The organism is Kitasatospora sp. NPDC058444 (genome assembly GCF_042721415.1).
In the GTDB taxonomy this organism is placed as follows: Bacteria; Actinomycetota; Actinomycetes; order Streptomycetales; family Streptomycetaceae; genus Kitasatospora.
Genome location: NZ_JBHXLL010000013.1, coordinates 103037 through 125118 on the forward strand (window position 1 = coordinate 103037; position 22082 = coordinate 125118).

The 22082-nt window shown below is 74.0% G+C and carries 21 protein-coding genes; 5 read left to right on the forward strand and 16 right to left on the reverse strand.

Features of this window, described 5'->3' with window-relative positions; all coding sequences use genetic code 11:
- Positions 1 to 94: 94 nt before the first annotated feature.
- The 3 genes from ACFWP2_RS16435 to ACFWP2_RS16445 form a co-directional block, all read right to left on the reverse strand.
- Positions 95 to 916, reverse strand: coding sequence for a lipase family protein (locus ACFWP2_RS16435; protein ID WP_380451597.1), 822 nt, complete (start codon positions 914 to 916; stop codon positions 95 to 97).
- A 294-nt stretch (positions 917 to 1210) separates the two neighbouring features.
- Positions 1211 to 3598: an ATP-binding protein gene (locus tag ACFWP2_RS16440; RefSeq protein ID WP_380451599.1), complete on the reverse strand. Its 2388-nt coding sequence runs from the start codon at positions 3596 to 3598 to the stop codon at positions 1211 to 1213.
- Positions 3599 to 3687: 89 nt separating this feature from the next.
- Complete coding sequence (locus tag ACFWP2_RS16445) at positions 3688 to 4317, reverse strand: DUF6879 family protein (RefSeq protein WP_380451601.1); 630 nt, start codon at positions 4315 to 4317, stop codon at positions 3688 to 3690.
- A gap of 576 nt (positions 4318 to 4893) precedes the next feature.
- Between ACFWP2_RS16445 and ACFWP2_RS16450 the strand changes: the two genes are divergently transcribed.
- Positions 4894 to 5040: a hypothetical protein gene (locus ACFWP2_RS16450; RefSeq protein WP_380451603.1), complete on the forward strand. Its 147-nt coding sequence runs from the start codon at positions 4894 to 4896 to the stop codon at positions 5038 to 5040.
- 63 nt (positions 5041 to 5103) lie between these two features.
- On the opposite strand, the gene ACFWP2_RS16455 is transcribed toward ACFWP2_RS16450, so the two are convergent.
- On the reverse strand, positions 5104 to 5691 hold the full coding sequence (locus ACFWP2_RS16455) for a restriction endonuclease (RefSeq protein ID WP_380451605.1): 588 nt from the start codon (positions 5689 to 5691) through the stop codon (positions 5104 to 5106).
- Positions 5692 to 6137: 446 nt separating this feature from the next.
- On the opposite strand from ACFWP2_RS16455, the gene ACFWP2_RS16460 reads away from it, so the two are divergent.
- Positions 6138 to 6548 (forward strand): hypothetical protein, encoded by a 411-nt coding sequence (locus ACFWP2_RS16460; protein WP_380451607.1) that lies wholly within the window; start codon positions 6138 to 6140, stop codon positions 6546 to 6548.
- A 30-nt stretch (positions 6549 to 6578) separates the two neighbouring features.
- Here ACFWP2_RS16460 and ACFWP2_RS16465 read toward each other — a convergent pair whose 3' ends face one another.
- Both ACFWP2_RS16465 and ACFWP2_RS16470 read right to left on the reverse strand, forming a co-directional pair.
- Positions 6579 to 7022: an SRPBCC family protein gene (locus ACFWP2_RS16465; RefSeq protein ID WP_380451609.1), complete on the reverse strand. Its 444-nt coding sequence runs from the start codon at positions 7020 to 7022 to the stop codon at positions 6579 to 6581.
- Between the two features lie 151 nt (positions 7023 to 7173).
- On the reverse strand, positions 7174 to 8103 hold the full coding sequence (locus tag ACFWP2_RS16470) for a DUF5133 domain-containing protein (RefSeq protein WP_380451612.1): 930 nt from the start codon (positions 8101 to 8103) through the stop codon (positions 7174 to 7176).
- A gap of 171 nt (positions 8104 to 8274) precedes the next feature.
- Between ACFWP2_RS16470 and ACFWP2_RS16475 the strand changes: the two genes are divergently transcribed.
- On the forward strand, positions 8275 to 8853 hold the full coding sequence (locus ACFWP2_RS16475) for a DUF2231 domain-containing protein (RefSeq protein WP_380451614.1): 579 nt from the start codon (positions 8275 to 8277) through the stop codon (positions 8851 to 8853).
- Between the two features lie 36 nt (positions 8854 to 8889).
- Here ACFWP2_RS16475 and ACFWP2_RS16480 read toward each other — a convergent pair whose 3' ends face one another.
- From ACFWP2_RS16480 to ACFWP2_RS16505, 6 genes are all read right to left on the reverse strand, one after another.
- A complete protein-coding gene (locus tag ACFWP2_RS16480) occupies positions 8890 to 9861 on the reverse strand; it encodes a SigB/SigF/SigG family RNA polymerase sigma factor (protein WP_380451616.1) in 972 nt (323 codons plus the stop codon).
- 318 nt (positions 9862 to 10179) lie between these two features.
- Positions 10180 to 11778, reverse strand: coding sequence for a multicopper oxidase family protein (locus tag ACFWP2_RS16485; RefSeq protein WP_380451618.1), 1599 nt, complete (start codon positions 11776 to 11778; stop codon positions 10180 to 10182).
- A 149-nt stretch (positions 11779 to 11927) separates the two neighbouring features.
- Positions 11928 to 13109 carry an ABC transporter ATP-binding protein gene (locus ACFWP2_RS16490; protein ID WP_380451620.1) on the reverse strand — a complete coding sequence of 394 codons (1182 nt, stop codon included), beginning with the start codon at positions 13107 to 13109 and terminating at the stop codon, positions 11928 to 11930.
- 96 nt (positions 13110 to 13205) lie between these two features.
- Positions 13206 to 14039, reverse strand: a complete 834-nt coding sequence (locus ACFWP2_RS16495) for a carbohydrate ABC transporter permease (RefSeq protein ID WP_380451622.1) — start codon at positions 14037 to 14039, stop codon at positions 13206 to 13208.
- Positions 14036 to 14968: a carbohydrate ABC transporter permease gene (locus tag ACFWP2_RS16500; protein WP_380451624.1), complete on the reverse strand. Its 933-nt coding sequence runs from the start codon at positions 14966 to 14968 to the stop codon at positions 14036 to 14038. Before ACFWP2_RS16500 ends, ACFWP2_RS16495 begins: the two co-directional genes overlap by 4 nt.
- Positions 14965 to 16242, reverse strand: a complete 1278-nt coding sequence (locus ACFWP2_RS16505; protein WP_380451626.1) for an ABC transporter substrate-binding protein — start codon at positions 16240 to 16242, stop codon at positions 14965 to 14967. The genes ACFWP2_RS16500 and ACFWP2_RS16505 overlap by 4 nt, the downstream gene beginning before the upstream one ends.
- A 258-nt stretch (positions 16243 to 16500) precedes the next feature.
- Between ACFWP2_RS16505 and ACFWP2_RS16510 the strand changes: the two genes are divergently transcribed.
- A complete protein-coding gene (locus ACFWP2_RS16510) occupies positions 16501 to 17364 on the forward strand; it encodes a universal stress protein (RefSeq protein WP_380451628.1) in 864 nt (287 codons plus the stop codon).
- Between the two features lie 73 nt (positions 17365 to 17437).
- Here ACFWP2_RS16510 and ACFWP2_RS16515 read toward each other — a convergent pair whose 3' ends face one another.
- The 3 genes from ACFWP2_RS16515 to ACFWP2_RS16525 are packed head-to-tail and all read right to left on the reverse strand — an operon-like array spanning position 17438 to position 20444.
- Entirely contained in the window at positions 17438 to 18307 is an 870-nt protein-coding gene (locus tag ACFWP2_RS16515; RefSeq protein ID WP_380451631.1) for an ABC transporter ATP-binding protein, read from the reverse strand.
- Positions 18304 to 19428 (reverse strand): FecCD family ABC transporter permease, encoded by a 1125-nt coding sequence (locus tag ACFWP2_RS16520; protein WP_380451633.1) that lies wholly within the window; start codon positions 19426 to 19428, stop codon positions 18304 to 18306. The genes ACFWP2_RS16515 and ACFWP2_RS16520 overlap by 4 nt, the downstream gene beginning before the upstream one ends.
- A 17-nt stretch (positions 19429 to 19445) precedes the next feature.
- Entirely contained in the window at positions 19446 to 20444 is a 999-nt protein-coding gene (locus ACFWP2_RS16525) for a FecCD family ABC transporter permease (protein WP_380451635.1), read from the reverse strand.
- A gap of 90 nt (positions 20445 to 20534) precedes the next feature.
- Here ACFWP2_RS16525 and ACFWP2_RS16530 point away from each other — a divergent pair, with 90 nt between their 5' ends.
- Positions 20535 to 21497 carry an ABC transporter substrate-binding protein gene (locus ACFWP2_RS16530; protein WP_380451637.1) on the forward strand — a complete coding sequence of 321 codons (963 nt, stop codon included), beginning with the start codon at positions 20535 to 20537 and terminating at the stop codon, positions 21495 to 21497.
- A gap of 132 nt (positions 21498 to 21629) precedes the next feature.
- Here the strand turns inward: ACFWP2_RS16530 and ACFWP2_RS16535 are convergent, their stop codons facing one another.
- Positions 21630 to 22049: a MarR family winged helix-turn-helix transcriptional regulator gene (locus ACFWP2_RS16535; protein ID WP_380451639.1), complete on the reverse strand. Its 420-nt coding sequence runs from the start codon at positions 22047 to 22049 to the stop codon at positions 21630 to 21632.
- Between the last annotated feature and the right edge of the window lie 33 nt (positions 22050 to 22082).

Here is a 22082-nt window from a genome sequence, read left to right on the forward strand (position 1 = left end):
GTCCCCCCCCCGCCCACCCCCCCCCCCCCCCGCCGCCCCCGCGGCCCGCCCCCCCCCGGCGCCCCCCCCGCCGGGCCGCCCGGCGCCCCGCCCGTCAGGCCATGGCCTTCTCCAGCGCGGCGAGGTAGCTGCGCATCAGGTGGTCGCGGATGCCCTCGCCGTCCGGCGAGAACGCCGCCGCGCCCAGGCCCTTGGCCCGGTCGGTCAGCCCGACGACCAGCCCGACCTTCTCCTTGATCCGGCCCGAGGAGTCGATGTGCCGCAGCGCCTCGACGTGGGTGAAGGCGGGCTCCGGAGGCAGCTCCGGCACGATGTCGTTGCCGTGGACGAAGCGGAAGGTGCGCCCCCGCAGGCCCTTGTCGTACGCGGCGGCGAGCAGCCGGTCGCAGGTGCGGGGCTGGCCGAAGGTGTAGACGCCGTCGGCCGCGAGCCGGGGATCCTCCAGGTCGAGCCGGGCGGCGACGAGCATGGCGAGGGCGCCGCCGAGGCTGTGGCCGGTGAACCAGACCGTCTGGTCGTCGGTCCGCAGGTCGGAGACGGCCTTGGCGACGTCGGGGTAGATCGATTCCAGGGCCTCGGCGAAGCCGTAGTGCACGTAGCCCGTCCGGGCGGGACCGGGCCAGGGCGGGGTGGTCGCGTCCGTGAGCCAGTCACGGATCCGCGCGGGTTCGGTGCCCCGGAACGCCGTCACGATCATGCCCTCGCCGCCCATGGTGTAGGCCTGGGTGTCCTGCAACGGGAACGGCGGGGTGAACCGCGTCTGGTGGTGACGCACAGTGTCGAAGCCCCAGGCGTGCGCCTGCTCCTCGATGGTGGCCTCGTCCTTGTAGGCGAGGTCGGCGGCCTTCGCCATCCAGTACGCGTGCGGAAGGCTGTAGCCGGTGACGTGCTGGTCGAAGGCGGTGGGCACGGCCATGGGGGATGCTCCTGTCGGTTCCCGGACGGGACAGCGGATCGGCCTCCAGAGCCCGGCCCCCACCCACCCCCGACTGCACACCGTGACACCCTGGCAACCACGGGCGACGCTACCCCGCCCCCACTCCGCCAGCGACCCGACCACCCGCCCCCCGCCGCCGTCCGCTCCCATGACGCTGGCCTCCCGCCGGCGCGCCCCACCGAGGCGTGCAGGAGTCCGCGTTCGTCGCGGGTCGGGCCGCCTCCCCGCACAAGCGGGCTCCCGCCGCCCTCGGGGGCCTCACCGACCGCGGCGTCAGTCGGCCTGCAAGCGGCGGGCGATCCGCTGCCGGGCCGTGATCGCCCGTGGGTCGCCGTAGCCGTCCAGTAGTGCGAGCGCCTCCGTCCAGTGGCGTCGCGCCGCCTGCGGGTCGTCGGTGAGCACGGTCGCCGCCAGGGCGTCGAGAGCGAGCGCCTCGTGCCAGGGGTCGCCGAGTTCGTGCTGGGTGGTGGCGGCGCGGCGGAGGAACGCGGCGGCTTCCGAGGTGCGGTCGAGATCGCGGTAGGTCTCGCCGGTGCCGTGCCAGGCCAGGGCTTCGCGGCTGCGGTCGCCGAGGCGGCGGTGGAGGACGGCGGCACGCTGGTAGGAGTCGAGGGCGTCGGCGGGTTGACCGTCGGACCGTTGGGCGTCGCCGAGGGTGATGAGCCAGAAGCCTTCCAGGCGGTGGTCGCGCAGGTTCAGGGCGATGTCCAGTGCGGCGTGTGCCGAGGCCAGCGCGCCGGCCGGGTCGCCGCCCTCGCGCCGGACGTCGCTCAGCAGGCGCAGGGCGTTCCCCGCGCCCCGCTCGTTCTTCAGCGCGCGGTGGGCCGTCAGCGCCTGGCCGACGGTGGTTTCGGCCTGCGGCAGACGTCCGGCGCGGTAGTGGGTGCTGGCGAGGTTGGAGAGGGTGGTCGCCTCCCAGTGGGCCTCGCCCAACTGCCGGAAGCCGGCGAGTGCCTGCTCGAAGTACCCTGCCGCGTCTTCCAGTTGCCTTCTGTGCAGGTGGACCAGTCCGAGCAGGTTGAGCGAGTGCGCCTCGTCGAGCCGGTCGCCGAGCTCGCGCCACAGCACCAGCGCCGCCCGGTGACATTCCAGGCTGTCGTCGAGGGAGTTGACCCGGGTGTGGGCCATGCCGAGGTCCGTGAGCAGCAGGGCGCGGGCGGTGTCGTCGGCGAGGCGTTCGGCGGCCGCCAGTCCGAGCCGGCCCGCCACCGGCCAGTCCGCGCCCGGGGCGGAGGGGGCCTGGGCGTTCCAGAGGACGGCGGCCAGTTGCCAGGCCCGCCGGTCCTCGCCGGCGGCGGTGGCGGCGTGGACGGCCTGGAGGAGGCTGCCGCGCTCGCGTTCCGCCCAGTCCACGGCGGCGTTGTAGTCGGCGAAGGCCGTCGGCCGGACCCCGCCGGGCGCGGGGTTCAGCGGTAGCCGGGCCTCGGCCGGCCGCAGCCACTGCTGGGCGGCGTCGGCGGTGTGCAGGTAGAAGTCGAGGACGCGGCGCAGGGCGTCCTGGCGCTGTGCGGGCGTCTCCTGCTGCTGGGCCTGGTCGGTGGCGTAGGCCCGCAGGAGGTCGTGGAACTGGTAGCGGTCGGGTGCGCTCTGTTCGACGAGGTGGGCGCCGACGAGGGAGTCGAGGAGCTGCCGGGTGCGAACGGGGGTGAGGTGGGCGAGGGCGGCCGCGGCGTGGAGCCCGAAGTCGGGACCGGGATGGAGGCCGAGCAGCCGGAACAGGCGGGCGACCTGGTCGGGCAGCGCGCGGTAGGACCAGGCGAAGACGGTGCGGACGGAGTCGGCGTCCTCGTCGTCTCCCACGCTCAGGGCGTCCCAGAGGGCGGATTCGTCGCGCAGGTCGTCGATCAGCTCGTCCAGGCCCATGTGCGGCAGGCTGGCGGCGCGTTCGGCCGCGATGCGCAGGGCCAGCGGCAACCGGGCGCAGAGGCGGGCCAGTTCGGCGAGCTCGGCCGGGTCGTCCTGGGGCCGGTGCCCGGCGGTGACGGCGCGCAGCAGGGCGACGGCCTCGGCTTCGGGCAGGGTCCGCAGGGTGAGTCGGCGGGCCCCGTCGCGTACGGCGAGGCCGGAGAGCCGGCTGCGGCTGGTGACCAGGACGAGGCTTCCGGCACTGCCGGGCAGGAGCGGCCGGACCTGGTGCACGCTGGCCGCGTTGTCGAGGACGACCAGGACGCGGCGCTCGGCGAGCAGGGAGCGGTAGAGGGCGGCGGCCGCGTCGGGGTCGTGCGGAACGGACCGGGCGCTGACACCGAGGGACGTCAGGAACCGGTGGAGCGCCTCCTGGGCGGTGACGGGCCGGCCCGGGTCGTAACCGCGGAGGTTGACGTACAACTGGCCGTCGGGGAAGCGGTGGCGGGCCTGGTGAGCCCAGTGCAGGGCGAGTGAGGTCTTCCCGGCACCGGCGGTTCCGGCGATGACCACGACGGCGGCGGAGGTGGCCGCGGCGGTGCCGGCAACGGCGTCGGCCGACGGGTTCGGGTCCTCGCCGGCCAGGGCGGCGTCCAGCTGCTGGAGTTCGTCCCTGCGGTTGACGAAGCCGCGCACGTCCGCGGGCAGTTGGCGGGGCGTCGGGGTCGGGTTCGGCCGGTCGGGTCCACCGTGGAAGTGAATGCCTCCGCTCACGTCCCTGGCCTGCACCACGTCCTGGGCGGAGGACCCGGACACGCTGGAGCGCGTGCTTCCGGGCCCGTCGGCGCTCCCGCCGTACTCGTCTGCCACAGCGCTCCGTTCTGTGCGGGTTCCCGTGTCGGTTCCTACGCGGGCGGGAGGAGGTGTGCCACCTCGCGATCGACGTACGCCAGGACGTCTTCACCTGCCCCGTGGAGATCGGTGATGTAGTTCTCCCACCGGCGGACGAGGTCGGGGTCGGTGTATCTGACCGCCCCGACGGGAATTCCCTTTTCTGAATATCGGACCTGATAGAGCGTACGACCGCCGAGAATGACAATTTCCGGCAGCTGGTCGAATTCCTCGGAATCGGCCAGCATCGCGGCGCCGACGATGCGGATCCGCTCGCCGCATTCGGCTCGGATCCGCAACGAATGCAGCTCCCACTGGAGGTACGTCGTCAGCGGCTGCTCGACCACCCGTACGCGGTGGAAGAAGGACTGCCGCTCCTCGTCCTCCCGGCCGATCTCGCGCAGCGCCTCGCGCCGGCCCTCCAGGAGGCGCAGCGCCTCACGCCAGTCACCCCGCCGGGCGGCCTCCCAACTCGGACTGCCCTGCTCCTCGAAGTGCTGGCGCCGCTCCAATTTCCAGGAATCCCGGCCGCGCACGATCGCGTCCCGCTCACGGAAGTCGCGCTTGTACTCGTCCCGGGTGAGGACCTCGCCCCACTCGGGACGCAGCTCGGGAGCACGTTGAGCCGGCAGCCGATCAGGCATCCGCGATGTCCGCTTTCGCCGCGCTGAGCATGATGCCCGGGATGACGACGAGCCGCTCCCCCGGCCCCAGGGCGACGTCCCCGGGGAGTCGACCGGGTGTCCCTCCTTGAGGTCCCGGCCACGAGGGGCCGACTTCCCATCCACGGTCCATGGCTGCCCCCATTTGGCACTTTCTCGGCACCGAGCTACGTTTCCACATCTTACAGTTGATGGTGAGTCAGAGGCATGCTCAGCACATTCGCCGCATAGTCATAGACGATCATCCTCACGGCACGGAGGGGTCTGCTTGCGACCGGGTGGGGCCTCCTCTCTGCGAAGCCCTGAAGCCCGCGGCCAACCGAGCCCCAAGGCCCCGGAGGTGCCCCCGGCCCGCTGTCCCCGGGCTCAGGGCGTGCGGGTGCCGTTGAGGCAGGCGAGAACGGCGAGGACACGCCCCGGACGCGAGACAATGGTGAACCCCCATGCCACCAGGAGGACGCCGTGAGCGACAGGATCCCGCGTGACCGCCAGGGCCGGTGGCACGGCCGACGAGGCGTCGGTTCCCGCGGGCCCACCAGGGTGCCCACGCATCCCCGGATGCCACTGCCGGATGAGACCGTCGCGCCCGAGGAGCCCGGGCAGCAGCCGTCGGGCGCGGGTGTCAGCGGACGCGGCGGAGCACCGTCACCGCCGCCGGACCACCCGAACCCGCTCGCCGACCCGCACGCCGACCCCTCGGAGTAGCGCGGACCGCCCTCCACCGACCGTACGGTTCGGTTCCGGCACGACCCCGTGCGCCGCCGCGGCTCAGGCCCACGGTGGCCGGCCCCGGCCGTCCGCCCACAGGGCGAGCGCCTGCCGGTCGACGGCGCGGATGCCCACCTGGGTGCAGAACGCGGCGGCGGCCTTGGTGAACGAGCTGGTCGTCACCACGGCGGCCAGGTCGCAGTGGTGGACGTCGCGGTAGGTGCCGTTGACCTTCTGGACGTCCTGGGAGCCGACGGAGGTCCTCGGCCCGTACCGCTTGGCCTGGATGAGGATCCGCTGCCCGGTGGGGGTGGTGGCCAGGACGTCCGCCGCGAGGTCGCCGGCCCCGCCGACCACCTTCACCGTCGTGCAGCCGTCCCGGCGGCACAGGTCGGCCAGCGCGTGCTCGAAGGCCTTCGGGGTCATCGCCAGGAACGGTCCGATGTGCCGCAGTTGGGCGGTCCGCGCCTCCGACTCCCGTTGCCGGGCCCGCATTCGCGAGCGGAGTGCGGCGACGCCCGCGCCCGCGCCGACGGCCAGCACCGCGGCGACCAGCAGGAGGTGTTGGGCCAGCCAGCGGACCACCAGCGAGACCAGAACGACCGCGATCAGCGCGACGGCCCCCAGCAGCGGCGCGTTCTGCTTCATCCGCCGCACTCGGCGGGCGGTGGTCGGCCGGCGTCGCCGAACCGGACTGCGGGCCACGGCACTCCCCCCTCACGCCACGGTGTGCGGACGAGCCTAGAAGCCGCCGTGTCGGTGCGCGTGCGATCCGGGCGAACTCCTGCGGCCGGACGGCCGAGTTGACCGAATCCCGGCAGTCGGCGGCTGAACCCCGGCCGCGCCGCCACTCCGCCCCTCCGCCAGCCCCGCGCCGCCACTCCACCGCGCCCCACCGCGCCGACCTGCGACGCAGTACGGACTTTGCCGTTTCTTGACTATGCTGCACTGCCGAACCGCCGGCTCGGGCCGTGCCCCTGCGGCGGGGGACGGCTGAGGGCCTTCACCCGCGCGGCGACGACCCCTCGCAGCGGATGTCGCCGCGTGGAACCAGCCGCGTGGAACTAGTGGAACGACTGGAAGGCGCCCCCACCATGACCCGTCTCTCCTGGCTGTCGCGGGCCGCGGCGACCGTGCTGCTCTCGCTGGAGACGGTGGCCGTGGTGTTCTACTTCTGCATGGTGGTACCGCTGTTCTACAACGGCATCGGCTTCGAGGACGAAGTGGCGCCGAGGTCGAAGGTGGTGCCGCACCTGATGGCGCTCGGCGGGTTCACGATGGCGGGGATCAACGGGTTCGCGGTGCGCGAGCTCTGGCGCCCGCTGCCCGACGGCGGGCGGGGCCTGGCCCTGGCGACGGCCGGGGTGCAGGTGGTGCTGCTGGGGTACGCGGCGCTGTCGGGCGACTACCTGTTCGCGGTCTTCGCGGTGGCGGTGCTGCTGATGCTGGGGGCGGTGGCCGCGTCCGGGCACCGGAGTGGTGCGCAGCGCGGAGAACGGCGGTGAACGCGTCGAAGGACCCGGACGGCGCGCGGCTCACTCCGGACCGATCCGCCCCCGCACGCGTTCCTCGACGTACTCCTTGAACCGTCGCAGGTCCCCCTTCACCCGCTGGTCGACCACTCCCCTGGCCTCGGCGGCGGCCTGCTTCCCCGGGCCCTCGGGCCGGAAGTCGACGGCCAGGGTGACCCTGGTGTGGCCCGCGTCGAGCCGCCGGAAGGTGACCACGCCGTTCCGGTCCGCCTCCCCGTCCGAGGTCCGCCAGGCGATCAGTTCCTCGGGTTCCTGGTCGACGGTCTCGGTGTCGAACTCGCGGGTGACGCCGTCGACACTGGTGCGCCAGTGGTTGTGGCGGGCGTCCAGCCGGGTCACCGAGTCGACGCCCTCCATGAAGCGCGGGAACTCCTCGAAGTGCGTCCACTGGTGGTAGGCGGTGTGCAGGGGGGCGGCCACGTCCACGGACTCCTTCACCGTGTTCATCAGGGCCTCCTCGTACGGTGCGACCTGCGCGTTCGCGGCCGTACCCTACGCTTTCCCGCCCGGGCCCAGCGCAACCGTCCGGCTCGGCCGCGCCCCACCGGGCCCACCGACCCTGCCAGCCCCGTCAGCCCCGCCGCCGCCACCGACCCCGCTACGAGCCGCCCCGCTCGCCGGGCCCGGGGCGCGGCCCGTCGCCCTCGGCCAGGTGCCGGGCCACCGTGTCGAGGTCCGTGCCCAGCCGCTGGGCGGCGCCGACCAGCAGGCCCAGGGCGGCGTGCGGGGTCACGTCGAACCGCTCGGCGGTGATGCCGATGGCGAGGCCGGTGGCGTGTCGGCGGTCCAGCAGGTCGGCCACGGCCCTGGACAGCGCGAAGCGGTCGAGGGCGGCCGACGCCTGGAGGGCGAGCACCTCCACCAGTCCGAGGGCCGGGGAGCCGGGTTCGACCGGCGTGCGCAGGTAGGCGCTGAACACGGTGCAGCCGTGCGGGTGGGTGCGCAGGTGGGCGGCGGCCACGGCCCGGACGCCGCAGCGCCGGGCCCGGTCGGCGAAGCGGCCCGGTCGCGCCGGGTCCAGCCGGACCACGACCTGCCCCTCGCCCTGGTGCCGGAGCCGCGGCAGCGGGCCCGCGTCGGCCCCGCCCTGCGCGCGTTCGAGGGCGAGCAGGTAGGACGGGGTCGCCGCGAAGGTCTCGACCGAGCCGTCGTCGTGCCAGGTGCTGACGGCCGCGCCCACACAGTCCGGGACCGTGACCCGCGTCAGCTGCACCACGTCGTGCAGGCTCGGGAGGGGCCCGGACCGCAACCGCTCGCGGGCGGCGAGTTCGCCGAGTTCGGCCAGCAGCGCCGCGCGGGCCCGGTCGCCCGCCGGCACCCCGGCCGCCGCGGCGGCGGCGTCGGCCGGGCCCTGCCGTTCCAGCAGCAGGCGGGCCCTGGCGACCGCGCGGACCGCGTCGGCCTCCCCGGTGTAGATGCCGATCGTGTAGCAGACGTCGCGCAGCCGCTGCCCGGCCTCCGGCGAGCTCGACGGGGACAGGGCCTCGTACTCCGCGACCAGCCGGCCGAGTGCAGCGACATCCACCATGGGCATGAGCACCTCCGTGTGTTTACGGAAAGTATGCGCCGATCACGCAGCGAAACCGCGCCGGTGGTCCCCCCACCTGCTGCGGTCGGCCCGGCGACCGACTCCGCGGCCGTCCGGGACACACCCCGGCGACCGGGTTTGCCGGGCCGTCGCCCGGCTAGCCGCCCTGGTATGGACATCACACCCCTGCACACCCACCCGTGGTCCCGCCGGCTGCGCCGGGCCCTGGACGCCCCGGAGCACTGGGACGTCCTCGACGCCGCGGCCCGTCCGCTCGCCGGAGCGGTCGAGGCCCTCCCCCTCGGGCCGTACCGCGACGCCCTGCGCGGCGTCTGGCTCGGCCACCCGCTCCACCCCGCGATGGTCCAACTGCCGATCGGCTTCTGGACCTCCGCCGCTGTGCTGGACTACCTCCCGGGCGGGCACCGGTCCGCCGACACCCTGGTGGCGGCCGGACTGCTGACCGCCGGCCCCACCGCCCTCACCGGCTGGGTGGACTGGGCCCGGCTCGACCCGCCGCGCCGGCGCACCGGCCTGGTGCACGCGCTCGGCAACACCACGGGCGTGCTGCTGTACGGCGGCTCGCTCCTGGCCCGCTGCCGGGGGCACCGGGCCCGCGGGCGGCTGCTCGGCCTGGCCGGGGCGACCGCCGTCTCGGTCGCGGCCGCGCTCGGCGGGCACCTGGCCTACCGGCAGACCGCCGGGCCGGACGAAGCCGCCGCCGCGCCCCGTCTGGCACCGGCCGACTGATTCCGCCTCGGCGCCGAGCCGGACGCCGTGGCGGGCTCAGCCGGCGTCCTCGGGCACTCCCCCGCCCCAGCCGGGGGCGTCCCGGTCCTCGAGTTCCTCGCGCAGCCAGGCCAGGGTGGCGCTGAGCAGCCGGGAGACGTGCATCTGGGAGACGCCGATCCGCTGGGCGATGCGGGACTGGGTCCAGCCGTCCCAGAAGCGGAGCTTGAGGACGGTCTGTTCGCGTTCGGGCAGTCGGGCCAGCAGGGGGCGTACGGCGATGCGGAAGTCGGCGAGTTCGATGCCGGGGTCGCAGCCGCCGAGGCGGTCGAGCAGGGCGCTGCCGGTCTCGTCGGTGTCCTGGTCGCGCAGGGCGTCCAGGGAGTTGGGGCGGTAGACGCGGGCGGCGGTGAGGCCCTCGGTGGCCTGTTCGAGGGTGAGGTGCAGGTCTTCGGCGATCTCCTCGGGCCGGGGCAGGCGGCCGAGCCGCTGTTCCAGGCGGTCCGAGCCGCGGGCGACGGAGAGGTAGAGCTCCTGCATGCCGCGCGGGACCCGGACGGGCCAGGAGGTGTCGCGGAAGAAGCGCTTGATCTCGCCGGTGATGGTGGGGATCGCGTAGGTGACGAACTCGACGCCGCGTTCGGGTTCGTAGCCGTCGACGGCCTTGATCAGGCCGATCGTGCCGACCTGGAGGATGTCCTCCATGTCCTCGGCGCGGTGGCGGAAGCGGGCGGCGATGAAGCGCACCAGCGGCATGTTGAGCTCGATGATCGTGCCGCGCACGTAGCTGTAGGCGTGGCTCTCGCGGGCCAGCCCGGCCAGCCGGCCGAACAGCGCGTCGCTCAGCTGGCGGGCCTCGAACTTCCCCATCCGGCGCAGTTCCGCCGCCGACGGCCTGCGCGGCAGGCCGGGCGGTGCGTCGCGCGGCAGGTCAGGCGGTACGTCGGGCGGCAGGTCAGGCGGTACGTCGGGCGGAACGCCCGGGGGCGGGGCCTCCCGGCCGGCTGCTGCTTCCAGATGGATGGACACTTGATCGCTCCTGGCGTCGGGGTACACGCCCGCCGACACACGCGGATCCGCACCTCGTGCGTCGCGGACTTCTTCCCCAGGACCCGTGCCCGGCTTCCTCAAGCGCGGTCCCGGTGGCACCGTCCAAGGCGCCGGAGCAGCCGGAACGGTCACGGCCGCTGCACCAGTGGTCCTACCCCGGGAAACCCTTCCGACTCACGTTCCGGGTGTCTTCCTGCCCGGGTTCGCGTGATCGCGCATGTGGTTCGGCACGCCCGCTCGCGCCCGCGCAGCCTGGGCTGCGCGGGCGCGCGCGGGTGTGAGCGGGCGCGAGCGGACTCACCCACCGAGCGGGCCCGGCCGTCCCGGCTCGGCCGGCCGGGACGGCTCCTGGGGCCGCCGCGGCTGGACGAGGTCGACCAGCTGCATCATGCCGAGGTCCTCATGCTGGAGCTGGTGGCAGTGCAGGACGGTGCGGCCGGTGAAGTCCTCGAACTTGACCAGGAGGGTGACGGTGTCGCCGGGCCTGCCGCCGGCCAGGTCGACGGTGTCCTGCCAGACCGGCGGGTCGAGCCGTTCGCCGTTGCGGTGGGTGACGAGGACGTGGTTGGTGTGCAGGTGGAAGGGGTGGTGGAAGGCCGGCATGGTGTCGTCGGTGTGCACGGTCCACCGCTCGACGGTGCCGAGTTCCAGGGTGTGGTTGGCGTGTTCGGGGTGGAACAGGCCGTAGGCGCGGTCGCGGGTGAGGTCTCCGCCGGGGTCGGCCGCCGGGGTCGGGTGGCTGCCGAGGATGCGGTAGGCGTGGGGGAACGGCTGCTCGAAGACGTTCGCGTCGACGTGGAAGACCACCTTGCGGTCGCCGCCGGGGTCGGTGATGTCCTTCTCGTCGAGGAACGGCTTGCCCTGCGGGAGCGCGGTGGGCAGCTCCATCGGCGGCTGTACGGCCTCGCCCGCCACCTCGATGGTCATCAGCGGGACGCGCACGCCCTTGGCCCGCAGTTCGTACGTCCCCGCCTCGCCGCCCCGGACCAGTACGTCGGCGCGGTTGCCCACGGCCAGGGACACCGTCTCGGTGGCGACCGGCGCGGGGAAGGTCACACCGTCCATCGCGATCTGATGCAGGGTCAATTTCTTTTCACGACCTACGACTTGGAGTGCGAGGGTGGTGAAGCCGGTCGCCGCGACCAGGCGCCAGCGCTGGACCTCGCCGGGGCGCAGCGCGAGGGTGGGGTTGACCGCGCCGTTGACGGTGAAGGTGGACGGGGTGCCGGTGAGCGAGTTGTCGGCGGTGAACTCGGGGACCTTCCCGTCCCTGAGCTTGAGTTCGTTGACGCAGACGACGAGGTCGGCGGCGGCCTTGATCTGCGGCACCTCGTCGACGTCGCCCTCGACGACGATGACCCCGGCCATCCCGCCGACGATCTGTCCAGCGGTGGCGCCGTGCGCGTGCGGGTGGTACCAGAAGGTGCCCGCCGGGTGGCCGGGCGGGATCTCGACGGTGGTCAGGTAGCGCGGTTCCGGGGCGCCGGCCGCGGCCTCGTCGGCGGTGCGCGGCGGGAACAGGCGCAGGATGTTGTCGGCGTCCCCGGAGGGCGAGACGTGCAGGCCGTGGGTGTGCAGGTTGAAGGTGTTCGGCTGGTGCGGCCGGTTGTGGTCGCCGTGGTGCGGCGGGTTCGGCGGCAGGCCGTTGACCTGGGTCAGCCACAGCGCGTCCCCGGCGCGCACCCGCAGCGTCGGCCCCGGGATGGTGCCGTTGTAGGTGCGGGTGGTGACCGTCCCGTGGCCCGGGACGGCGGTGTCCGTGAACCGTACGTCGAGCACCTGGTCGAGCACCGCCCTCGACCCGTCGGAGGCGGTGCGCGGGCTCCGGACGGCCGGCTGCGGGAAGGGGGCCGCCGCTCTCGCGGGCGCGGCGAGGATCCCGTCGGAGCCCGCCACGAGGACGGCGACTGCGGGAACGGCTTTGAGTACCGATCGTCGACTGATTCCGACTTTTTCTCTCATAGCCGGGCAATCTAGGTCGCCTTCCGCTGGCCCACGGTCAGGCACACCGCAGGCCGACGAGGGGTTGGGCCTTCCGTACCACGCTACGAACGCTCCGGGTGGGTCAGGTTGGCGCCGTCCCGGGGGTCGAAGACGTGGATGCGCGCCGTGTCCACCCACAGCTCCAGCGGGCTGTCCTCGGCGGCCCGGGTGGCGGTGTTCAGCCGGGCCACCACGCGGTGCCCCTGCATGCCGGTGTCGGCCCGGCCCGAGTCGGCGGCGAGCTCGGCGAGTTCCTCGGTCGCCGCCGGTCCGCCCTCCTCCGCGAAGTGGACGTAGACGTCCGAGCCGACCGACTCCCGGACCTCGACGGTCACGGTGACGGTGACCCCGCCGGTGTGCGCCTCGGCCAGGGCCGCGTCCTCGAAGTCCTCGGGGCGGATGCCGACGATCAGTTCGCGCGGCGCGTCCGCGCGCTCCAGGGCGCGCCGGGTGCGGTCGTCCAGCGGCAGGTCCCCCAACGAGGTGCGCAGGGCGCCCTGCTCCAGCGCGGCGCCGAGGAAGTTCATCCCGGGCGATCCGATGAACCCGGCGACGAAGAGGTTCACCGGCTCGTCGTACAGCTCCTGCGGCGACCCGACCTGCTGGACGACGCCGGAGCGCATCACCACCACCCGGTCGCCGAGCGTCATCGCCTCGACCTGGTCGTGGGTGACGTAGACGGTGGTGGTGCCCAGCCGGCGCTGGAGGGCGGCGATCTGGGTGCGCATCTGCACCCGGAGCTTGGCGTCCAGGTTGGACAGCGGCTCGTCCATCAGGAAGGCCTTGGGGTCGCGGACGATCGCCCGGCCCATCGCGACCCGCTGGCGCTGCCCGCCGGAGAGGTTGGCCGGCTTGCGGTCGAGGTGCTGGGTGAGGTCCAGGATGCGGGCGGCCTCCTCGACCTTGGCGGCGACGGTCGCCTTGTCGACCTTGGCCAGGCGCAGCGCGAAGCCCATGTTGTCGCGCACGCTCATGTGCGGGTAGAGGGCGTAGCTCTGGAAGACCATCGCGATGTCCCGGTCCTTGGGCGCGCGGTCGTTGACCACCTCCCCGGCGATCCGCAGGGTGCCCTCGGTGATGTCCTCCAGCCCGGCGATCATGTTGAGCGTGGTGGACTTGCCGCAGCCCGAGGGGCCGACCAGGATCACGAACTCGCCGTCGGCGATGGTGAGGTCGACGTCGCGCACGGCGAGGGCGCCGTCCGGGTAGCGCTTGGTGATGCCCTCGAGGACGATCTCGGCCACGATCCGCCTTCCTGGTCCGCCGGGTGGGGCGGGCTCAACCGTTGAAACCTCAGTGCGGGAACTCGGGTGCTCGGACACGGGAACCCCGTGGGGCCCTCAGCCCTTGACGGCGCCGGCGGTGAGCCCGGCGACGATGCGGCGCTGGAACAGCAGCACGAAGATCACGATCGGGATCGTGATGATCACGGCGGCGGCCGCGATCGAGCCGGTCGGCTGCTCGAACTGGGAGCTCCCGGTGAAGAAGGCGATCGCCGCCGGAACCGTCCGGGCCGAGGTGGTGGAGGTCAGCGAGATCGCGAACAGGAAGTCGTTCCAGCAGAAGATGAAGACCAGGATGCCGGTGGTGAACACGCCCGGTGCCGCCAGCGGCGCGATGACCAGCCGGAACGCCTGCCAGGGCGTGGCGCCGTCCACCTTGGCCGCCTTCTCCAGGTCCCAGGGGATCTCCCGGAAGAACGCCGAGAGCGTGTAGATCGCCAGCGGCAGCGAGAAGGTCATGTACGGGATGATCAGCCCCGCCCAGGTGTCGAACAGGCCGAGCGCCCGCTCGATGTCGAACAGCGGCGAGACCAGCGAGATCGGCGGGAACATCGCGATCAGCAGGGACACCCCGATCAGCAGCCGCTTGCCGGGGAAGCGCAGCCGGGCCACCGCGTACGCGGCCATGGTGCCGAGCACGACCGCGATCGTGGTGGCGATCACGGCGATGCCGATCGAGTTGACCAGGGCGCGGGTGAACTCGGAGGTCTCGAAGATGCCGCGGTAGTTGGCCAGGGTCCACTGGCGGGGCACGAAGGCACCGTCGGAGAGGGTGCTCGGGTCCTTGAAGGAGAGCGCCACGATCCACCACACCGGGAAGAGCGCGTAGAGCACCACCACCAGGTTGGCGATGCCCCAGCCGGTGAGGCTCCGGGCGTGCCGGCCGCTCATCGGTGCTCCGGTTCCGCGCCGGGCGCGGCCGCGCCGAACAGCTTGACGAAGGCCAGCGCGATCAGGGCCACGCAGACGAAGATCAGCACCGAGATCGCCGAGCCGATGCCCAGGTTGAGCGCGGTGAAGAGGTTGTCGTAGCCGAGGATCGACACCGAGCCGGTGCCGTTGGAACCGCCGGTCAGCACGTAGATGTTGTCGAAGATCCGGAAGGCGTCCAGGGTGCGGAAGAGCAGGGCGACCAGGATCGCCGGCTTCATCAGCGGCAGGATCACCAGCCGCAGCCGCTGCCCGAAGCTCGCGCCGTCCACCATCGCCGCCCGGACCGTCTCCTCCGGGACGAGGGCCAGACCGGCGAGCAGCAGCAGCGCCATGAACGGGGTGGTCTTCCACACCTCCGCGAGGATGATCAGACCGATGGCCGGCCACTGCTCCGTCAGCGGGGCGCTGCCCTCCGGCAGCAGGGCGGCCAGGTAGCCGGTGCCCGGCGTCCAGGCGTACTGCCAGGAGTAGGCCGCCACCACGGTGACGATCCCGTACGGCACCAGCACCGCGGTGCGCACCGTGCCGCGCCCGAAGAGCGTCCGGTGCATCACCAGCGCGAGCGCCAGGCCGAGCACCAGCTCGACGGCCACCGACACCACGGTGATCAGCACCGTGACGCCGAGCGCCTGCCACCAGAACGGCGAGGTCAGCACCGCACCGTAGTTGGCCAGCCCGACCCAGTGCGCCTGCGCCGGGAAGCGCAGGTCGTAGCGCTGGAGGGACAGGTAGACGGCGTAGCCGATCGGGTAGGCGGTGACGGCGAGCATCACGATCACCGCGGGGGCGCACAGCAGCAGGCCCAGCCGGCGTTCCTGGCGGGCCCCGCGCGAGGGCCCGGCCGCCGGCGGCGCGGCCGCGGCGGCGGCCTCGGTGGACGGTGTCACGGGATCAGCCCCTTCGAGCCGAGGGCGTCCTCGATCTGCCCGCGGAGGTCGGCCACGTCCTTCTCCGGGTGGATGTCGGCGGGCGGGGAGAGGGTGTGCGAGACGGCGATGGAGACGTTCTGGTAAGCCGGGGTCTGCGGGCGCACGCTGGCGGAGTCGAGGGCGGCCAGCACGTCGGCCGCGAACGGGTAGCTGGCGGTGAGCTCGGCCGCCTCGTACAGGCTGCGCAGCGAGGGCGGCAGGCCGCCCTTCAGCGCGTTGGTGAGCTGGTTGTCGCGGTCGCGCAGGCAGAGGGTGGCCTCGGCGGCGAGGTCGGGGTGCCGGCTGTAGGAGCCCACCGCGAGGTCGATCCCGCCGATGGTCACGCTGGCGGGGCGGTCGGCGCTCACCGCGGGGTACGGGGCCCAGCGGAAGTGCGGGAACAGCTCGGGCTGGTTGGCCTTCATCGAGGGGTAGACGAAGGGGTAGTTGAGTTCGAAGGCGGCCGTCCCGGACTCCATCGCGAGCCGGTTCTGGTCCTCCATCTGGTTCGGCAGCGAGGGGTCGGCGGCCACGGACGTCGCCAGGTCGTGCATCACCCCGGCGGCCGTGACGGCGGGTGCCCCGAGCGAGGGCGCCTGCGCGTCGGGGGTGAGGATCGTGCCGCCCGCGCTGGTGACCAGGGTGTTGAACCAGACCGTCAGCCCCTCGTACTGGGCGCCCTGGATCTCCACGAAGTGCGGCTTGCCCTGGTCGGCCAGCTCCTGCGCCCGGGAGAGCATCTCCGCCCAGGTCCTCGGCGGGGCCGGCACCAGGTCGTCGCGGTACCAGAGCAGCTGGGTGTTGGAGTTGTACGGCACGGCGTACAGCCGGTCCCGCCAGGTCGCGGTGCGCACCGCCGCGTCGAGGGTGTCGGCGGTGGCCCGCTCGCGCATCCCGCCGGTCCACTCGCGGATCCAGCCGGCCTCGGCGAACTCGGCGGGCCAGGTGACGTCCAGGCCCAGGATGTCCACGTCGGCGTCGTGCGCCGCCATCCGGCGCACCAGCTGCTGGCGCTGGCCGTCGGCGCCGCGGGGCAGCTTGTTGTAGTGGATCGTGTAGCGGCCGCCGGACTGCTGCCCGCAGCGGTCGGCGGCCTGCTGGAGGGCGCCCGAGTCGTCCGGGAAGTTGTACCAGTTCAGGGCGACCGGGCCGGTGCTCCCACCGTCACCGCAGCCCACCAGGGCGGAGGCGAGCACGGCCAGTCCGGCGGCGGCGCTCGCCCACCGCGAGCGGAGATCGGGGACCCTCGGCATCGTTCTCCCGCGCTGGGACGGACCGGTCCGGCCGACCCTAGCCGGGCTCCCCCGCCGGGCCCGGGCGTCGCCGCGCCGCGGGCCGGGCGACCAGCCGGACGGCCGAACCGGGCCCGGGGCCGGGAGGCGCGGGCCGGAGCCAGTGCCGGGAAGCGCCGGGAGGATCCTGGCCGCCGGGAGGCGCCGGCCGGGGCCCGCGCGGATACTGGGCGCACACGCAGAGACCTCCGACCGCGCCGGAACCCGAGGAGCCACGCCGTGACCGGACCCGTCGCCGCCGGACCCGTCGTCGTGGGATTCGACGGCTCGCCCGAGAGCCTGGCCGCCGCCGCCTGGGCCGCCCGCGAGGCGCAGCGCCGCGGCCTGCGCCTGGACGTCCTCCAGGCCTGGCCCCGGCCGAAGCACCTCGCGCCCGGCAGCGAGCCGGGCGACCACCCCGCGCTGGCACAACTCGCCGAGCGCGAGGGCGAGTTGCTTGCCATCGCGCCGGAGGTGACGGTCGCCGCCACCTCCGTGGCCGGCGACCCCGTCGAGGCACTGGAGGCCGCCGGGCGCACGGCCTCCGTGCTGGTGCTCGGCTCGCGCGGGCTGGGCACGCTGCGCGGCTTCCTGGTCGGCTCGGTCAGCCAGGAGGTGCTGCGGCGGGCGGCCTGCCCCGTCGTGCTGGTCCGGGCCGGCGGGGACGAACCGGACGGCGCGGTGACGGTCGGCCTGGACCTGGCGCACCCGGCGGACAAGGTGCTGGCCTTCGCCTTCGAGGCCGCCGCGCTCCGCTCGGCGCCGCTGCGCGTCGTCCACGTCTGGTCCCCGCCGGCCGGCAGCGAGTACATGTCCTACGGGGCGATCGGCGGGCTGGAGCGCGAGGTCTCGGCCGTCGAGGACGACGGGCTCGCGCGGGCCCTGGAGCCCTGGCGGGCCCGGTACCCCGAGGTGGAGGTGACCACCGAGCTGATCCGCGGCAAGCCCTCCGTCGACCTGGTGGACGCCACCGCGACGGCCCGGCTGCTGGTCGTCGGCCGCCGGATCCGGCACCTGCCGCTGCGCCACCACCACCTCGGCCCGGTGGCGCACGCCGCGATCCACCACGTGCACTGCCCGGTCGCCGTCGTCCCGTACGGCTGACCGGCCCGGGAGCACGGGAGAGCTCGGCGGCCCGGGACGTCAGCGGGGCCCGGACGTCAGCGGGGCCCGGACGTCAGCGGGCTCGGGGGGCGAGGCCGACCGGGCAGACCACCGGGGTGCCGTGCACCGGGTCGGTGAGGATCACGCTCTCCACCCCGTACAGCTCGCGCACCAGCTCCGGGGTGACGATGTCGCGCGGGGCGCCCTGGGCGGCCACCCGGCCGTCACGCATGGCCACCATGTGGTCGGCGTAGCGGCAGGCGGTACTCAGGTCGTGCAGGACGAGGACGACCGTGCGGCCGCGCCAGGTCAGGCCGCGCACCATCTCCAGCACCTCCAGGGCGTGGCCCATGTCCAGTGCCGAGGTGGGTTCGTCCAGCATCAGGATGTCGGTGTCCTGGGCGACGGCCATGGCGATCCAGGCGCGCTGGCGCTGGCCGCCGGAGAGGGTGTCCAGCGGACGGTCGGCCAGTTCGTGCAGGTCGGCGGCGGTGAGCGCGTGCTCGACCGCCTCGGCGTCGGCCGCGGACCACTGCCGCAGCAGGCCCTGGTGCGGCTGGCGGCCGTAGCGGACCAGGTCACGGACGGTCAGCCCGTCCGGGGCGGTGGCGGACTGCGGCAGCAGGCCGATGATCCGGGCGATCGCGCGGGTGGACAGCGAGGTCAGCGGCCTGCCGTCGAGCAGCACGGCGCCGGAGCGCGGGGCGATCGTCCGGGCCAGGCCGCCGAGCAGGGTGGACTTGCCGCAGCCGTTCGGGCCGACGATGACGGTGACCTGCCGCTGCGGCAGTTCGAGGTCCAGCTCGCGGACGACGACGGTGCGGTCGTGGCCGAGGCTGAGCGCGCTGGCCGCGAGCCGGGGCGCTCCGGCGGTGATCGCAGCGGTCGCAGCGGCCTCGTCGGTCGCGGCGGTCGTGGCTGCGGTCGCGGTGCGGGCGGTCATGCGGTCCTCCGGGGGCGGGTGGTGAGCAGCAGCCAGAGCAGGTACGGGCCGCCCACGACGGCGGTGACCAGGCCGGCCGGCACCTCGATCGGCGACAGGGCGGTGCGGCCGATCAGGTCGGCGAGCAGGGTGAAGGCGGCTCCGGCGGCGGCCGAGGTGAGCACCGGCACGCAGCGCGGTCCGGCGATCCGGCGGGCGGCCTCGGGCGCGGCGAGCGCGATCATGCCGAGCGGCCCGGCGACGGCCACCGCCAGACCCGCGCAGAGCACGGCGACCACCAGGACGCCGGCCCGCAGGCCGCGCACCCGTACGCCCAGCCCGGTGGCGACGGCGTCGGAGAAGCGCAGCAGCGACAGCCGGCGGCCGAGCAGCACGGCGGCGGGCAGGCAGACCAGCAGGCCGAGGCCGAGGTGGCCGACGGCGTCGGCGTCCCGACTGTTGAGGGTGCCGACCGTCCAGGCGTAGGCGGAGTTGGCGGCGTCGATGGCGGCCCGGGAGAGCATCAGGTCGGTCACCGCGCCGAAGACCGCGCCGATGCCGAGGCCGACGACAAGGAACCGGTAGCCGTTGCGGCCGGCCCCGCCGCCGAGGGCGAAGGCGAGCGAGGCCGCGGTGGCGGCGCCCACCAGGGCGGCGGCGGAGGGCAGCAGCTGGGTGGCGACGCCGGTGACGGAGGCGACGGCGAAGGCGGTGGCGCCCTCGTTGAAGCCGACGGTGTCCGGGGTGGCCAGCCGGTTCTGGGCGAGGGTCTGCATCAGGCAGCCCGCGACGCCGAGGGCGGCGCCGACGGCCAGCGCGGCCTCGGCGCGGGGCAGCCGCAGCCGCTCCACCAGCAGCACGTCGCGCGCGGTGCCGTCGCCGAAGGCGGCGCGCAGGGCGGTCACCGGATCGAGGTCGGTCTCGCCGACGGCCAGGCAGACGGCGGTCAGCGCGACGAGTACGAGCAGCAGGGCGGTGCAGCCGAGCAGCGGCCGGACCGGGACGAGCACCGAGCGGCCGCCCAGGGCGAGCAGCCGGGTGCCGGGCGGGGTCGGCCGGCGGGCACCGGGTGTGCTCGGCGGCCGGGTCCCGGCCGACGGCGTGTCAGGGCTCGCGGCGTTCTTCACGGTGTCGGCTTTCACGGTCTTCACGGTGGAGGTCACAGCGCGGGCATCCGGTGCGAGCGGACGACGGCGACCAGGACGGGGGCGCCGCACAGGGCGGTCATCACGCCGAGCGGCATCTCGTACGGGCGGGCGACCAGCCGGGAGGCCACGTCGGCGAGCAGCACGACGGCGGGCCCCAGCAGGGCGGAGACCACGAGCAGTCGGCGCAGGTCCGGGCCGACCAGGGCGCGGGCGGCGAAGGGCACCACCAGGCCGACGAAGGAGACCGGTCCGGCGATCGCGGTGGCGGCGCCGACCAGCAGGGCGACGGCGGTCACCGCGAGGGCGCGGGCCCGGCGGGGCTTGTGGCCGAGCCCGGTGGCGACGTCGTCGCCGAGGCTGAGCGCGGTCAGCGCCGGGCCGGAGAGCCCTGCCAGGACCAGGCCGAGCAGCAACACCGGGAGCACGGCCAGCAGTTGGTCGGTGCCGCGGCCGGCGACCGAGCCGATGGTCCAGAACCGGATCTCGTCGGCGGCCCGGGCGTCGGCCAGCAGCAGCACGGAGGAGCCGGCGTTCATCAGCCCGCTGAGCGCCGCCCCGGCGAGCACCAGTCGGACGGGGTCGTCGCCGGTGCCGCGCAGCCGGGCCGCGCCGAGCGCCAGCAGGCAGCCGGCGGCGGCGCCCAGCACGGCGACGTACGGGCCGACGCCGGCGGCGCTGGCGCCGAGCACGATCGCGATCACGACGGCGAAGGAGGCGCCGGTGCTGACGCCGAGCAGGCCGGGCTCGGCCAGCGGGTTGCGGGCGGCGGCCTGGAGCACGGTGCCGGCCACGCCGAGCGCGAGCCCGACCGCGAGGGCCACGGCGGTGCGCGGGGCGCGCAGGTGGAAGACGGTGAACCGGGAGTCGGAGTCGCCGTCACCGAGCAGGGTGGCGAGCGCACGTGACGGCCCCACGTCGCCCGCTCCGAGCAGCAGGCTCGCCAGGACGGCGGCCAGCAGTATCGCGCCGGCGGGCAGCAGTCCGCGCAGCAGGAGTGATCGGAATGTCACACCGGGCCTCCCCGTCAGGGCCTTACGTATGGTTAGGCTAACCTCAGAAAAACGGTTCGTCCGTAAACTACCATTACTCGGAGAACACCCATGCTTGGCACCCGCTTTACCAGGACCCTGCTCGGCGCGGCCGTCGTCGGCACCCTCTCCCTGGGGCTGACCGCGTGCGGCTCCTCGGGTTCCGGCAGCTCCGCGGGTGACGCCGGCTCCTCGTCCGCCGCCGCCGCGAAGGACGGCAAGCGCAGCATCGACACCGCCTTCGGCGCCGTGGAGGTCCCGGCCGCCGCCAAGCGGGTCGTCGCACTGAACGACACCTCGCTCGACACCGCCCTCTCACTCGGCGTCACCCCGGTGGGCACCAGCTCCAGCCGCGGCGGCACCACCGCCCCCGCCTACCTGAAGGCCGACGCCATCCCGCTGGTCGCCACGGTCAAGGAGCCCAACATCGAGGCCGTCCTGAAGGCCGCCCCCGACCTCATCCTGGCCTCCTCGGGCATCGAGAAGTCCCAGTACGAGAAGCTCTCCGCGGTGGCCCCGACCGTCGTCCCCAAGGCCGGCGACTGGCGCTCGGTGCTCGCCGTGTACGGCGACGCGCTCGGCCACAAGGACGACCTGGCCACCAAGCTGGACGCGCTGGACAAGCGCGCCGCCAAGGCCGGCGAGGGCAGGACCGGCAGCGCCGTCGTGATGCGCTGGATGCCCAACGGGCCGATCGTGATGAACACCACCAACATGCCCGGCGACCTGCTGAAGAAGGCCGGCGCCGGCACCCTGCCGATCGCCGACGGCCTGGGCGCCCAGCCCCACTCGGACCCGCTGTCCCTGGAGAACCTCAACAAGGCCGACGCCGACCGGGTGTTCGTCGCCACCCTGAACGCCGAGGGCGAGAAGGCCCTGGAGACCGCCCGCAAGCAGGAGGCCTTCACCCGCCTCAAGGCCGTCGGCACCGACCAGGTCATGGGCGTCGACGGCCAGGTGTGGAGCAGCAGTTCCGGCCCGATCGCGGCGGAGAAGGTCGTCGAGGACATCGAGAAGGCCTTCGCCCCGAAGTAGTCGCACCGACCGGGGAATTCCCCCCCCGGGGGAAAAGTGAAGGGCTGTCACCGGAGTGGATTCGGCGACAGCCCTTCCGCCATGCCCTGGGTCAGGGACCGGCGGCCCCGGACGACGGTCCGGGGCCGCCGGTCACGCCTCCAGGACCAGCCGCAGGAGTTCGCGCAGCGACGCGCGCTGGTCGGCGTCGAGCCGGGCCAGCGGGTCACCGGCGAAGGGCATGCGGGCCCGCAGGTCGGCGACGACGTCGCGGCCGGCGGTGGTGGCGGCGACGCGCTTGACCCGGCGGTCGTCGGGGTCGACGCTGCGCTCGACCAGGCCGCGGGACTCGAGGCGGTCGACGATCACCGTCACATTGGACGGCTCCGCGTGCAGCCGCTCGGCGATCCGGCGCGTCGGGACCGGGGCCTCGGCGGCGAGCAGCGCCTTGGCCTGCAGCGCGGTCAGGTCGTGGACCGCCGCGGCCGCCTCGGACTCCCGGCCGTAGCGGCGGTTGATGGCCGCGAAGAGTCCGACGATCTCCTGGGTGAGGTCATCCGATGGGTGGGACATGGCCACCAGGGTATCCAGGTGCTTGACAGAGTG

What these genes read in the sequence shown, in the direction of transcription:
- ACFWP2_RS16435 (WP_380451597.1), bottom strand. Translation starts at nt 916, where the DNA reads ATGGCCGTGCCCACCGCCTTCGACCAGCACGTCACCGGCTACAGCCTT.
- ACFWP2_RS16445 (WP_380451601.1), bottom strand. Translation starts at nt 4,317, where the DNA reads ATGCCTGATCGGCTGCCGGCTCAACGTGCTCCCGAGCTGCGTCCCGAG.
- ACFWP2_RS16450 (WP_380451603.1), top strand. Translation starts at nt 4,894, where the DNA reads ATGCCACTGCCGGATGAGACCGTCGCGCCCGAGGAGCCCGGGCAGCAG.
- ACFWP2_RS16455 (WP_380451605.1), bottom strand. Translation starts at nt 5,691, where the DNA reads ATGAAGCAGAACGCGCCGCTGCTGGGGGCCGTCGCGCTGATCGCGGTC.
- ACFWP2_RS16460 (WP_380451607.1), top strand. Translation starts at nt 6,138, where the DNA reads ATGACCCGTCTCTCCTGGCTGTCGCGGGCCGCGGCGACCGTGCTGCTC.
- ACFWP2_RS16465 (WP_380451609.1), bottom strand. Translation starts at nt 7,022, where the DNA reads ATGAACACGGTGAAGGAGTCCGTGGACGTGGCCGCCCCCCTGCACACC.
- ACFWP2_RS16470 (WP_380451612.1), bottom strand. Translation starts at nt 8,103, where the DNA reads ATGGTGGATGTCGCTGCACTCGGCCGGCTGGTCGCGGAGTACGAGGCC.
- ACFWP2_RS16475 (WP_380451614.1), top strand. Translation starts at nt 8,275, where the DNA reads ATGGACATCACACCCCTGCACACCCACCCGTGGTCCCGCCGGCTGCGC.
- ACFWP2_RS16495 (WP_380451622.1), bottom strand. Translation starts at nt 14,039, where the DNA reads ATGAGCGGCCGGCACGCCCGGAGCCTCACCGGCTGGGGCATCGCCAAC.
- ACFWP2_RS16505 (WP_380451626.1), bottom strand. Translation starts at nt 16,242, where the DNA reads ATGCCGAGGGTCCCCGATCTCCGCTCGCGGTGGGCGAGCGCCGCCGCC.
- ACFWP2_RS16515 (WP_380451631.1), bottom strand. Translation starts at nt 18,307, where the DNA reads ATGACCGCCCGCACCGCGACCGCAGCCACGACCGCCGCGACCGACGAG.
- ACFWP2_RS16530 (WP_380451637.1), top strand. Translation starts at nt 20,535, where the DNA reads ATGCTTGGCACCCGCTTTACCAGGACCCTGCTCGGCGCGGCCGTCGTC.
- ACFWP2_RS16535 (WP_380451639.1), bottom strand. Translation starts at nt 22,049, where the DNA reads ATGTCCCACCCATCGGATGACCTCACCCAGGAGATCGTCGGACTCTTC.